This is a genomic window from Dickeya sp. ws52, assembly GCF_007210685.1.
GTDB lineage: Bacteria > Pseudomonadota > Gammaproteobacteria > Enterobacterales > Enterobacteriaceae > Dickeya > Dickeya chrysanthemi.
The window spans coordinates 30,620-43,408 of the sequence record NZ_SZVX01000027.1; the positions used below are offsets into that span (position 1 = coordinate 30,620).

At 52.7% G+C, this 12,789-nt stretch carries 14 protein-coding genes and 2 pseudogenes; 6 read left to right on the forward strand and 10 right to left on the reverse strand.

The genetic code is table 11. The features are described 5' to 3' along the window. The first annotated feature begins 108 nt into the window (after nt 1–108). The 3 genes from FDP13_RS19780 (at nt 109) to FDP13_RS19790 (ending at nt 3,018) form a co-directional block, all read left to right on the forward strand. Entirely contained in the window at nt 109–1,812 is a 1,704-nt protein-coding gene (locus FDP13_RS19780) for a pectate lyase (protein WP_143840235.1), read from the forward strand. Between the two features lie 13 nt (nt 1,813–1,825). Beyond that, nucleotides 1,826–2,158: a hypothetical protein gene (locus FDP13_RS19785; RefSeq protein ID WP_027711998.1), complete on the forward strand. Its 333-nt coding sequence runs from the start codon at nt 1,826–1,828 to the stop codon at nt 2,156–2,158. Nucleotides 2,159–2,343: 185 nt separating this feature from the next. Beyond that, nucleotides 2,344–3,018 carry an SDR family oxidoreductase gene (locus FDP13_RS19790; protein ID WP_012769730.1) on the forward strand — a complete coding sequence of 225 codons (675 nt, stop codon included), beginning with the start codon at nt 2,344–2,346 and terminating at the stop codon, nt 3,016–3,018. 87 nt (nt 3,019–3,105) lie between these two features. On the opposite strand, the gene FDP13_RS19795 is transcribed toward FDP13_RS19790, so the two are convergent. Then, the gene (locus FDP13_RS19795; protein WP_234424446.1) at nt 3,106–4,818 is read right to left on the reverse strand and encodes a type III effector HrpK domain-containing protein; all 1,713 of its coding nucleotides are present in this window, start codon (nt 4,816–4,818) and stop codon (nt 3,106–3,108) included. A 194-nt stretch (nt 4,819–5,012) separates the two neighbouring features. Here FDP13_RS19795 and FDP13_RS19800 point away from each other — a divergent pair, with 194 nt between their 5' ends. The 3 genes from FDP13_RS19800 to FDP13_RS19810 all read left to right on the forward strand — a co-directional run bounded on the left by FDP13_RS19800 (nt 5,013) and on the right by FDP13_RS19810 (nt 7,775). Beyond that, nucleotides 5,013–5,192: a hypothetical protein gene (locus tag FDP13_RS19800; RefSeq protein WP_012769728.1), complete on the forward strand. Its 180-nt coding sequence runs from the start codon at nt 5,013–5,015 to the stop codon at nt 5,190–5,192. Between the two features lie 473 nt (nt 5,193–5,665). Continuing rightward, nucleotides 5,666–6,253 (forward strand): hypothetical protein, encoded by a 588-nt coding sequence (locus tag FDP13_RS19805; RefSeq protein WP_033577897.1) that lies wholly within the window; start codon nt 5,666–5,668, stop codon nt 6,251–6,253. Between the two features lie 400 nt (nt 6,254–6,653). Then, nucleotides 6,654–7,775 carry an ABC transporter substrate-binding protein gene (locus FDP13_RS19810; protein WP_012769725.1) on the forward strand — a complete coding sequence of 374 codons (1,122 nt, stop codon included), beginning with the start codon at nt 6,654–6,656 and terminating at the stop codon, nt 7,773–7,775. An 83-nt stretch (nt 7,776–7,858) separates the two neighbouring features. Here FDP13_RS19810 and FDP13_RS19815 read toward each other — a convergent pair whose 3' ends face one another. The 9 genes and pseudogenes from FDP13_RS19815 to FDP13_RS21875 form a co-directional block, all read right to left on the reverse strand. Then, entirely contained in the window at nt 7,859–8,122 is a 264-nt protein-coding gene (locus FDP13_RS19815) for a type II toxin-antitoxin system ParD family antitoxin (protein WP_033577905.1), read from the reverse strand. 34 nt (nt 8,123–8,156) lie between these two features. Then, nucleotides 8,157–8,447 (reverse strand): annotated as a pseudogene (locus FDP13_RS19820) (tyrosine-type recombinase/integrase); the annotation flags it as partial. Between the two features lie 104 nt (nt 8,448–8,551). Continuing rightward, the gene (locus FDP13_RS19825) at nt 8,552–9,019 is read right to left on the reverse strand and encodes a hypothetical protein (RefSeq protein ID WP_033577899.1); all 468 of its coding nucleotides are present in this window, start codon (nt 9,017–9,019) and stop codon (nt 8,552–8,554) included. Nucleotides 9,020–9,135: 116 nt separating this feature from the next. Continuing rightward, a complete protein-coding gene (locus FDP13_RS19830; RefSeq protein ID WP_033577900.1) occupies nt 9,136–9,513 on the reverse strand; it encodes a contact-dependent growth inhibition system immunity protein in 378 nt (125 codons plus the stop codon). Further along, nucleotides 9,510–9,829: pseudogene (locus FDP13_RS22020) on the reverse strand (polymorphic toxin type 28 domain-containing protein); the annotation flags it as partial. The pseudogene FDP13_RS22020 and the gene FDP13_RS19830, both read right to left, overlap by 4 nt. 284 nt (nt 9,830–10,113) lie before the next feature. Continuing rightward, nucleotides 10,114–10,488 (reverse strand): hypothetical protein, encoded by a 375-nt coding sequence (locus FDP13_RS19845; protein ID WP_033577901.1) that lies wholly within the window; start codon nt 10,486–10,488, stop codon nt 10,114–10,116. Between the two features lies 1 nt (nt 10,489). Continuing rightward, nucleotides 10,490–10,753 carry a ParB/RepB/Spo0J family partition protein gene (locus FDP13_RS19850; protein ID WP_255582707.1) on the reverse strand — a complete coding sequence of 88 codons (264 nt, stop codon included), beginning with the start codon at nt 10,751–10,753 and terminating at the stop codon, nt 10,490–10,492. A 243-nt stretch (nt 10,754–10,996) separates the two neighbouring features. Next, nucleotides 10,997–11,359: a hypothetical protein gene (locus tag FDP13_RS19855; RefSeq protein WP_033577903.1), complete on the reverse strand. Its 363-nt coding sequence runs from the start codon at nt 11,357–11,359 to the stop codon at nt 10,997–10,999. After that, nucleotides 11,356–12,789, reverse strand: a 1,434-nt coding sequence (locus FDP13_RS21875; RefSeq protein WP_234424447.1) for a VENN motif pre-toxin domain-containing protein, incomplete at its 5' end; no start/stop codon positions are given. The genes FDP13_RS19855 and FDP13_RS21875, both read right to left, overlap by 4 nt.

Below are 12,789 nucleotides of genomic sequence, written 5' to 3' on the forward strand. Positions count from 1 at the left end.
TTCCGCTGATGGAACTCATCAGGCGCATTTCGCACTCACCTGATGGTGGACAACGTTGTCCGCCTGTTTCGGGAACGGCATCTCATCTTTGGGCAAAAGAGGCAAATTATGGCTGATATCAGCATTACACTGAGCATCCCCAGCGCGGGCCTGCAGGGCGGGCTGGGCGGTGTTGGCGGTGCAGACCGCACCAGCAATAACGGACTGGGCAGTAACGGGCTTTCCGGCAATAAAACATCGCAGGAAGGGAAGTTACTGGAAGCACTGGCAGTCATTCTAACGTCGCTACTGGGCAACGGCGGTGCACAAGGAAATGGCAGCAACCCATTAGAGCGCAGCAACGGCGCGCTCGGTGGCGATAATGGCGCCGGCAGCGCCGGTGGCGCACAAGGCGGCGGTTTAGGCAACAGTCAGGGGCTGGGTGGCGGACAGGGCCAGAATGGCCTGGGTGACCTGCTCACCAAATTGCTGGATATACTGATGCCGAAAGATGGGTCGCAGGGTGGTCAGGGTCTGCAAGGCAACGGCGGCATGGGCGGTAACGGCGGCGTAGGCGGCAACGGCGGGCTTTCCGGCGCGCAGGGAGCCGGTGGCGCCCAAGGGGCTGGTGGCACTTCCGGCCTGGAAGATCTGAGCAAATCATTGTTGCAGGATACCGGTGAAAGCGCGCTCAGCAATGGCATCTCCCCGGCACAAGATGGCGGCGGCCAGATCGGTGACAACCCGCTGCTGAAAATTCTGTTGGCGCTGGTCGCGATGCTGATGGAAAACCAGAAAAATCAGTTCGGTCAACCGCAGGACGGCGCAGGCAATAATAGCGGCGGCAGCTCGACACCGTCTGTGGGCGGTGGCGCCGGTGGCGGTGCTTCTCCGTCTGTGGGCGGCGGCGCTGGTGGCGGTGCTTCTCCGTCTGTGGGTGGTGGCGCCGGTGGCGGTGCTTCTCCGTCTGTGGGTGGTGGCGCCGGTGGCGGTGCTTCTCCGTCTGTGGGCGGCGGCGCCGGTGGCGGTGCTTCTCCGTCTGTGGGCGGCGGCGCTGGTGGCGGTGCCTCTCCGTCTGTGGGTGGTGGCGCTGGTGGCGGTGCCTCTCCGTCTGTAGGTGGTGGCGGCGCGGCTTCATCAGTGGGCGGCGGCAATGCAACGAGCGCAACCGGCGATAGCGGCACGGCATCAACCGGCAGCGCCGGTAAGTCTGGCCCGGTATCCTTCCCCGCGGCGGATAATGCCAATGCGATTGTAGTCAATGAACCGATCAAAGTCGGGCCGGGTGAAGTCTTTGACGGTAAAGGCAAAACCTACGTTGCCGGCCCGGCATTAGGTGACGGCGGCCAGAAAGAAGGACAAAAACCGCTGTTTGAAGTGGCCGACGGCGGTTCCGTCAAGAACGTGATTTTCGGCAATAACGCGGCTGATGGTATCCATCTGCACGGTGATGCCAAAATCGATAACGTACACTGGACTAACGTCGGTGAAGACGCGTTGACGGTGAAGAGCAACACCGGTAAACCGGCTAACGTCTCTATCACCAACAGCAGCGCCCAGGGTGCTTCCGACAAAATATTCCAGTTGAACGCGGATGCCAACTTCAACGTCGATAACTTCAAGGCGAAAGACTTCGGGACCTTCGTCCGCACCAACGGCGGCCAGCAGGGTAACTGGAATCTCAACCTGAGCAACATCGATGCGCAGAACGGTAAGTTCTCGTTTGTGAAAAGCGACAGTGAAGGGCTGAACGTGAAAGTTAACAATGCCAATCTGGATAACGTTAACAATCACTACAAAGTTCCTAAATCCACCAACCTGCAAGTAAGCTGACAGGGAGCGCACCATGACCGAGCATGATACCGATACCCCTACCCGCTGGACCGATCTGGTCGACCGGGGCGGGTACATTACGCCGACACAGCGTCAGGCGTTTGAGCAGGCCATCCAGATGGTGACCCGGCGTCTCAATCTGGTGCTGAGCCAGAAAGAGCTGCCGCGCAGCGGCCGGTTTGACTTCGATACCTTTGTCGACTCGCTGGAAGCCGACTTTTTGAAAAGCGTCGATACGTCACTGGACCCGGAAATGAACAGCGACGTGGGGCAAACCGCGTTTTGGGTGATTCGCCAGATAGCCGACCACCTGATCGCCCTGCAGCAGCAACGCAATGCGTTATGATTCACCTATGCATTGACTTTACACGCCAGCGCCAAGCGCTGGCTTTTTTTATGCCTGCACCGCCCAGGGCTCGTTTCACCTTGTGACGCCACATCCGCAACACGTAGAATCGCCCATTCGGCCAACCTCACGCGGTTGAGCCACCGCGTTCCCATCGTAACCAGACCATTCAGGAGGTCATCATTATGGATTCAGGACAACGCGCGTTGATCATCGGTGCCTCTCGCGGGCTGGGATTGGGCATGGCTACGGCACTGCACCAACACGGCTGGAAGGTGACCGCCACCCGTCGCGCCCCTTCCGCCGCCACCGATAGCCTGCCGATACGTTGGCTGGCGTTAGATATTAATGACGCCGCCCAACGCGCCGCTTTTGGTCAGTCGCTGGCGCAAGAACGCTTTGATCTGGTGTTGATTAATGCAGGGGTGTATGGACCGGAACATCAAGACCCAACGGCGATCGACCCAGAGCAATTGATGCCGCTGTTTATCACCAACACGCTGGCGCCGATCGCGCTGGCCTCGGCGTTGCGGCCTTGTCTGGCTCAGCACGCTACTCTCGCGTTCATGACCTCGCGGCTAGGCAGCCTGACGGAGAATCCCCACGCGGAACTGCCCTTCTATGCCGCCAGCAAGGCAGCGCTGAACATGCTGACACGCAGCCTGAGCGATGCCGTATCCGACCGGCAGGTAACGCTGTTGTCATTGCATCCCGGTTGGGTACAGACCGATCTCGGCGGCGGCAACGCACCGCTGACGGTGGAAACCAGCGTCAGCGGCCTGCTGCAACAAATCGCACGTTATCAGGGTAAAGGCGGGCACCACTTCGTCGACTACGCCGGTAACCGGCTGGCGTGGTGATGCCGCCCGTTATAGACCCGTCATACTTCACGTTGCCGGTGTGTTGGCTGCGTGACTCGAATTATTTTGGGTATAGACACCGGATAATCAACGCGGCTTGGGAATATTAAACTGCGTCAGGGTGGGATTGACGGTATTGGCGAAATCCGCCCGACGGTGTTTGAGCTTGCTCTTCGCCTTGAAGAAATTGACCAATTCGGCAATTCCCATCCCGATACTGAGCGCGCCGCTGACCGCCCATCCCACCGGCCCGGCGGCTGCGCCGACCGCGGAAGCCGCCGCCGCGCCGGCGGCCTCTCCCGCAATTGCACCCACCACCTTGCCGGCGACCGCCGCTCCGACCTTGCCGGCCAGGCCGATTGCCGTCCTGCCGCCTGCCGTTTTACTGAGATCGGTAATATGCAGTGACGATTTGGCGACATCCATCAATCGGCGCTCCATTTGCCCCACCAGTTGCCCCTCGCCCGGTTGACGTGGCGTAACTGCCCGCTCCCCGGCGGAACCGGCGGCGGCAGACCTCACCGACGAGCCACTGTCATCGCGCTGCGCCAACGGCGCCAGTTGCGGGTCAGACCACTGTAACCGTAACGACTCCGCCGGCACCGACTGTTCAAAATGCCGCACCACATCGGCGTCTTGCTGTAGCTGGCCGATTCGCGCATTCAACGCCTGTTCGGTTTCATCGGTATTGCGATACTTTCGCCCTGCCGTCACCTGCTCCAGCGTTTGCTGCAATTTGACCAATGTGGCCGCCTTTTGCGCCCCGCTATAACGCTGAGGGTGCGCAAACACATCGTCATTCAGGCGGCTGATATCGGTTTGGCTGGCCAACCCCAGCGCGGCGGCATCGTGAAACAAGGCCGTCGCCTGTGCGTTATCCGCCGGTGCCTGATCCGCTATCCAACTTTTGATATCGCCGGCCGATAATTTGCCGTCATGCGCCACCCGCGCCAGCTTTTCTCCTTTAACATCCGCATGTTCCAACATGCCGAATAATCCCGGATGCGACCACAACCGGGCCGCATTTTGCAAAGCGGGCGACAACAGCGGATTGCCGTTAGCCAACGCCGCCATATCGCCCGGCCGGGAAAGAGAGGAAACGCCTTGCGGCGCGGCATTAGCCGCCGAATGACTCAGGTCGGCCGCACGCAGCAGCGGCTCATTCGCCAACAGCAAGGCAGAGCTCTCGACCAGTCGCAATGAGCGCGCATCGGCTTGTGGGTGCGCCTGCCGATAATCATCCAGGCTCCGTTGCGCGCTCTGAGCGCTGCGAGTCATATTTTTGATGAATGCGCCGATATCCCGCCGGGAGATATATCCATCGGCTTTCCCGCCATCTTTACCGGTATCCAGCGCGGTCATCAACGCCGGATTAGCCCGCAGGTACACCATCGCCACCTCCGCCTCCGCACCGCCGGCTTTCAACATCCTGGCAGCGGCAAGCGGCCGGTTCAACGCTTTCGCCGCCGCCTCCTGCTCCTGTTTCGGCAATGAACTTACCAGCGGCATCCATTGTTCCAGAGCGCGCGCATCGCTGTAGTGAGACCGGTCCAGCATCGCAGCAGCTTGTTGCGCTGCCAGTGGTGTCGCGGTCGGCGCGGCATGGGCGCTCTCCACTTTCGCCGGCGCAATGGATGAAACGGGAGCCACCGGCGATGACGTAGCGGATGGTGTTGGGCTGCCAAACTCGACAGCACGCCCTTTTGTTTCGGACGGCAATGGCGCCTGCTCCGGCGTGGTTAACGGTGCGGCAGGTCCGGTACCGGGCCACAGGCCGATACGATTATCAATACGGCTCATAATGTCGATTCCCCTCAGAATATGGCAAATAACGCCCAGCTCTGAGTGGCAACACGGTGCCTTCAGTTCCCCGCCGTACGTTGATGCCCGCACGACGATGACAAAAGTTTGCAAAGCGAGACAGCCGAACATCGCTCCAGTAACCTGATAGCCGTCGTCAATATCCACCCCATGATCATGAAAAAACGCCAATCATGAAAAAAAGAAAACGCCTGCGCACCGTCCTGCTGATTCTGCTGTTATGGCTGATCTACCTTAACCGGGAGTCACTCAATCCCTTTACGCCGGACTGTTCCGCCCAGCTTCCGAAGTCTGCGTTACCCGCCGCCTGCCGCAAACCGGTGAAAGAGGTCGCGCCCGGCTTCGAACTCTAAACCTTACCGTCGGACGCCTGTTGCCTGAATAGGCCGCATCCGACGCGAATGTCGTTCTTCGTTTTTCGCCATTTATGATTTACTGGTAATAAATTTACGCCCTCCTTACTTTCGGCGTTATTTATTTCAATTTATGAACGCCATGCTATTTTATTTTCTTTTTCCTTACGGTGATTACGCTTAATTATCTCCCATCCCATTTAAAGATAAATAAAACACCGCCTTTTCGTTCAATTGAATTTTTCAGAATGATGGTGCCGCAGACCGGCTCCCAGCCCGATAGAGAAATAATTTTAATTATTCTATACCCTAAATAATTCGAGTTGCAGGACAAAACGCGTTGGCCTTTTGGGGCAAGGCTCAATGAGCCTGCAACGTGAAGTATGACGGGTATATATACCTATACAGCGCCGTATATTCCTTTTACGGCAGCAACAGTGAATTTTCTGGCGAATATTACAAGGAGAAATATTATGGTCATGTCCATTTCCTCCAACTATTCGGGATTATACAGTTCCGTCTGGCCGGTTTCCGGCGTCAGTTCCGCCTCCTCTTCCGCCGTTACGGCGCTCCCTTACCGTAAACCAGACGATGACAAAGAAGGAGGTCTATTTGCGGCCCTAACGACTGCATTATCTTCGATAGGTATCACTCTGGGCGCCAGCAGCACGTCGGGAACCGGTGCAAGCAGTTCAACAACGTCATCGGTCTCCTCAACAGACAGCACATCGGACACCGCGAAAGAAGCCGTGGCGACCTTTCTGCACACGTTGATGGATACGTTGCACAGCATCGGCGCTTCGTCCAATTCGTCATCGTTATCCGACAACCCGATGAAGAATGACCTGTCCTCGCTGATTAGCGCCCTTTCTTCCGATTCGACGACCAGCAGTTCGGTTTCCAGCAGCCAACTGAGCGCATTGCAGAGCGCCTTCAGCGCTATGGTCACAGCGTTGGGCGGCGACAGCAGCAGCACATCGCTATCGTCTTTCCTGCAACGTTTTTCGTCTTCGCTGGCTTCGTTTTCGTCACAAGGTAATCTGGTCAATACCGCCGCCTGACCTTATTTTGCGCCCTGACAATCAGGGCGTTTCCCCTTTGTCTGTGATCCATATCTCCTTCCAACCCAATCAGGCCATTACATTAACCAATGGAAAATAATTAGAAAAAATGAACATTAACGTCAGTTCAATCCCACACAAACCTCATTTAATTCCAGAAAAAATGGTTTGAAAAGCGCAAACCCCTGCCATCAATCATTCAATGATTTTAACCATTTCATTCATTTTTTCTTCCTTTCCGTTTATCTTCAATTCGATACACTCGATGCTCAATTCCCTTATGGAGCAAGGGAATACCCACTATTAAGCAGAGTTTGCCAATCACACCGTTGCCGTCGTTCAACTTACTTGTTCATGTCGCGCCGGCACGGATTGTTATCCCCCAGTCAAGGAGACTACGATGCAATACACTGGGAAGTACCTGAAAAAAACTGCACTCATGCTGACCATGATGGCCGGTATCAGTAGCTGGCAAAGTCAGGCGGCCGTCGCACCGGACACCCGTTCGTTGGATGAAATTTATCAGAGCGCATTGAAGGAAGGCGGTACGCTCACCGTTTATGCCGGCGGCGACGTGCAGTCACAGCAAACCGGCTTCAAACAGGCATTTGAGAACCGTTTTCCCGGCATCAAACTGAATGTGATTGTCGATTACAGCAAATACCACGATGCACGTATCGACAACCAACTGGCAACCGACACCCTGATTCCGGATGTCGTACAGTTGCAAACGGTGCAAGATTTCCCGCGCTGGAAAAAACAAGGCGTATTACTGAATTACAAACCCGTAGGCTGGGACAAAGTTTACCCGGAATTTCGTGATGCAGACGGTGCCTGGATCGGCGCGTATGTCATCGCATTCAGCAATTTGGTCAACACCCAAGTGCTGGATGAAAAATCCTGGCCGCGAGAAGCAAACGACTATCTGCGCCCTGACTTAAAAGGCAACCTGATTCTGGCTTACCCGAACGACGATGACGCGGTGCTGTTCTGGTACAAACAGATCGTGGACAAATACGGCTGGGAATTTGTGGAAAAATTGCAGGAACAGGACCCCGTCTACGTACGCGGCACCAACGTTCCCGGTGCTCAGATTGCCACCGGCAAATACAGCGCGACATTCACCAGCTCCGGCGCACTGGTTCCGGCAGCCGGTTCAGTAACCCGCTTTGTACTGCCGAAATCTGATCCGTTTGTTTCCTGGGCACAGCGCGCCGCCATTTTCAAACAAGCCAAACACCCGGAAAGCGCCAAGCTGTACCTGAGCTGGCTGTTGGACCCTCAAACACAAACCCAGGTTTCACGCATGTGGTCGGTACGTACCGATGTGGCACCGCCCGCTGGTTACAAACGTATCTGGGAATACAGCAATACACGTCCGCAGGCTTTCGCCGATTTTATGTCTGACCGCGGCGCTGTTGAGCGTTTCCGTGCGCAAATGAGCCTGTATGTAGGGGAAGCAAAAGGCGACCCGACACCCGGCTGGCTGGGTCTTCGCCCGGAAGCACCACTGGCAAACTAACCATTAGCGTATCGAAGGGATCCGACAGGGTCCCTTCGATATCGCCTCGATATCCTGCTCAGCCAGCGGCGATATGCTCACGTTCATTCCGGCTGCTCACCTTCCGCCATCCGGCGGTATTTCTCCGTCAGACGACCGAACACCGCCTGCGCCTCCTTGCCCGGCCCGCTGTTCACGCCCAGCTCTACCGCCGCCCGCAGCGCATCCAGCTTCATCTGCTGCTCCCGCTCTTCCAGCGCCCGCAGCCCGGCGCGGACCACTTCGCTGACATTGTTGTAACGCCCGCTGTCGATTTGTTCACGGATAAACTGCTCGAAGTACGGACTTAACGCGATACTGGTTGCCATCATTGCCTCCAACCCCACAGGATAATATCTATTACTATCTGTTAGTATTTTCTTCCTTTGCTGCGCCGTCAACCCCTTCGTCCTGATGCGCGTCATCATCCACCATCAGGTCAGCCAGCAGCCCGGTTTCATCACTGTCCGACTGCTCCGCCGGATGGGTACTCGCATGAACCGCCTGCAACGCACGGATGCTCACCTGCGTGTAGATTTGCGTGCTCTCCACGCTCGCATGGCCCAGCATCGCCTGTATCCACCGCAGGTCCGCCCCGTTCTCCAGTATTTGCGTGGCCATCGCGTGGCGGAACAGGTGGCAGCTTCCCCATTTTGCTGCCGTCGAGCGTGGGCGGCTGGTGATTGAGGCGGAGCTGAGGATCTAACCGGTAAAAATGCCGATCCCGGCGCGGGAGCCGGGATCGGTATCATTTATAACTATTGATATTTAATACCTTCATCGTGTTCATATGATGATGATAAAGAGTCACTAATATTTAGTTCATCACCAACATTTACAACAATCAAACTAAAACCACTTTCAAAAACCAGCTTAATTCCTATACAGGAATCCTCTATCGAAGAAAATATCGAATAAACTTTCAATAGGGATTTTCCAATATAATCAACAAACAATGTTGAATCTGAAACATCCATAATTACTTCTTTTCCATATTCTCCAAGATCATTCCCCTGAACAGGAAAGTCTGTTATCTCTAGGGTTGAACCATCCTTACCGCACCTGAAACTGGTTATGCTCTCAGTATTGGAAAAAATAAACTGTAATTGCTGAGGATGTTCAAAGTCAGGCGTTTCAAAAACGTAGATCAACCCTCTCACGCCTATCAGGCTTTCACCAATAACATGGCTAGCCCATTCTTGATATTGCCTTAAAGCATTCATCATTTCGGATCTTTCTATCGTCGCCTTTGAGCGCGCAACTGGTGATTTAGGTGGCACCCAAATTTATTAGCGGTAAAAAACGATCCCGCCACACGAGGGCCGGGATTCCAATTATGGGTTTATTTGCTAATCTTTAAAACGTCACTTTTCAGTTCACTATCAAGATCCGATGTATCAATTTTATTAATAATTTTTTTTATTTCAAAAAATACATCTTTTGAATTTTTCAGATCACCGTTCCCTAGTGTCGATAGAGAAGCTATAAGCTCGCCATCATAATATTCACCGGCCAACGGATCCTCTGTCAAAACAGCCAGCACTCTTGGCATCAACTGTTCGATGCATACCTTCTGACGAATAGCACGACAAAGATCTTCCACAGCTAAACTATCAATGGGCACATCAAGGACACTTTCAAACCATACCTCAAGTGGAGATTGTTGGTCTGATTCTTGATTTTTATTAATATCACCAATCAGTTTACGAAAAGTAATCATATCCCATGCCCTTTCAAAGCTGATTCAATTTTATTGATGGCTACTTTCAGAGTCTCGGCATTATTTCTTAACCCTCTGAGGGTATTTTGCATTTCCTGCATATGGTCCCAGCTCCCCCCATTCTTTTTTGGAATAGGATTCCCATCCATATCTTTGATAGTCCTAGCAATATCATGATCTTTTAATCCATTCTTTATGGCGTTATCAATTTTCCGAATAGCACTTTCAGGTCTTGAACGGACTTATCGGTATCTTGCTGTTTAGGATCATTTTCTGGCGGTGGTGGTGTACCCGTGCCCGAACCAACTTCACCCACAGCCGCTGCTGCACCGCATCCGTGCCGCTGTTGCCGGCTAGGGTCTGTCCCTTAACCTCCCTACACGCTAAAAAGTGTTGCAAGAATCATTTCCGAGATGTGATTTTTGGTTAAACATCCATCTCTTCTGGTCATTCTGTATAGCTTAAAAGCGTTTTTTTGCACAGTTGTAGCAATGCTGAACTGTACAAAAAATAGTTACGGGACACACCCTAAGATCACTCAGGATATAACCGGTAAAAATGACGATCCCGACACAGGGCCAGGATCCTTTGACTACCTAATCATATTAACTCATATTGCTTTTCTGATATTTTTTGTAAAATCCCGGCCTGAACCATTCCATCTAACACTCTCTTTATTTCATGATCATTATATGATGAAAAATATTGAGATAAACGCCATATATCTATCAACTTTGTATTTTTGACATTGTTAATATCGACCACCATCTCCTTCTGATCGTTGCTTATTAAAAACTTAATACCTCTACCATGTTTAACAAATCCCCACTCATCATCATTAACAAAAACAGTCCCTTTCTTCGGGAAGTCCAGCAAGAAATCAAAGTCCTTTAAGCTTGGATAAGAGATAAAGAAAGCCTTCATTAACATCTCTTGAAGACTGATAAACCTGATAATTTCCCTCTCGTTCATCATATCAATACCTTACCCTTGCCTCAGCAGCTTCACGTAAAATTTGATCACCTTGTTCTTTCGTAACCTCGTGTATTCTAACCGGTATATTTTTAATTCCAGCTTTTACTGATGCTTCAGCTCTATGATGGCCATCAATAATAATTGCTTTACCATTTACGATAGCAACATCGACAGGTTCATTGACATCAAAGCCATTTGCTTTCATATCTTTTACAAGCCGTTTTACTTGTGAACCCGACATTTCATTTTTATTTTGCCGACTAATCGGGGGTTTTTATTTTAGCTGTGGGGTGTCAGGGTATCGCCCACTGGCGGTGGCCACAAAACATTTCCTGTCCCACAGTTTAGTTTGATAAACAGCTCTATGCGGTTAAGAGAAGAAGTCGAGCCACCGTCCCTGAGGAACAACAAGAGGCCGCTGCACCCAGTGTTACCCAGTTGCAACGGTGAAAGGATTTTTGGGGCTTAAAAGTTAAATCTCGGCAAAAATTCCAGAATATTTTATTTTTCAGTCAGGAACATTGTAGTATTCAGGCAATTTGTATCCTTCTGGTAATTCTGGCCATGTCTCTAACCGAAGAATAATTTCTGCATCTTCTACAATGGCATTAAAGAAACTAGATAGGCTCATCGCATGAGTTCTTAGTCTCAATAGAGCAGACTGCATTGCGAACTCATCACCTCGATTTTTAGCTAAAGTCAGTAACATTTCTTGAGCCCGCAACAGATCTAAATACTTCTCAAACCTGTCATCCAACGCAGCACTGTAATCAATAAATAACTCGTTTTTATCTACAGGTGAAGAGGGTTTTTCCTCCAAAATAGAAATAAAACTTCCTTTTATACTCTCAAAGATAGAATTATTTTTCATTTTGGCAACCTCCGCCCTTCTTTAATCGAAGTTTTTGTTTTTGATTCATTATAAGACCTATCAAGATTCAGAACAACTTTAGCTTTCCCTGAACTATCAAATACTTCAACATGGTTCTTATGTGCTCCATCAAGGTAATATTTTTCACCCTTAACAATATAATCCCCAACAGGTTTTTTAGCTTGATAGACACTTTGTCCTTGGAATATTTGACTGGTTTTCTGTGAGTTATCTTTAGCTGTCTCGCCAAACCCAGGTTGTTTAAAAAATTCTCCCATATTACCAACTGCACCTTTATTAGGCTCATAAGGCTGTTTACTTGCTTTACCAACAACACCAAAAGCCGATAATGCTTTGCCTCCAACCGCTGCACCAACTCCCAGCACATCGACTGCTTCTTTCGCGTTTAGCGCAGCCTTCACATAGTCCGGCATCGCCTGATAAATTGCTCTGGCGCTGTCTTCATTTTCTGCTAAAACAAAGCGATCAAGCTGCGCCCGATCATCACTGCTCAGTCCAGAGAATATTGGTAGCCTGTTCAGACTGTTCGCAATATCTGAACCCGCATCAGCCTCGGACAAAGCGCCATAAGCACATAACGGATTACCAGAACAACTTTCAGCAACAGCTTCTTCACGGTTATTCTTGCTGATTTCTGCATATTTTTCATAAATCGCAAGTTTGTCAGCACCCGTTTTATCAGCTTCCTCAAGTTCTTTATTCATATCCAGAACGTTTTTCGAATTGAGGAAGTTATTCTCGGTCGCCACCTGCGCCGACTGTGCGCCCTGCACCGCATCCGTGCCGCTGTTGCCCACCACGCCTGCCGCCAGACCGCCCGCTATCGTCGACAGCGTACTCAGCAGTTGCCTCTGCTCCTCGTTCAGCTCCGACGCCTTCCTGCCCGGGTACAGCCCCTCCATCAGCGCTCGCGCCGCCAGCTCGCCGCCCGCCTCTCCCGCCGCCCCCGCCAGCGCATTGTTCCCGCCCGCCTGCGCCACCACCGCACCCAGCAACGCGTGCGCCAGCGTGTTCGCCATCACGTTCGTGTTGCCCGCCGCATCCGTCGTCTGACGGTGGATTTCCTCCGCCACATACGGTGCCGCCGCCCCCGTCAACGCCTGCGCCACATTCCCCGCCAGCACACCCTGCAGCGCCGCCACCGCCGCCTGGATACCCTGACGTACCGGCCCGCCCGTCCGATACACCGAGTCGTTCAGCGACGCGTTGTAGTACTCCTGGTACAGCGCCTGCGTCACCGCCTCCGCCGTTACCCCCTTGTCCGGCGTGGCCTTCGCCAGCTCCGCCGCCTTCGCCTGCCGCGCTTCCGCCGGGGCCGCCGCCAGCCGCGCGCTCGCCGCCTTCGTCGCGTTTATCGCCCCTTCCGTCGACGCGATATCCAGCACCTGCGTCCCGATTTCCGACAGCAA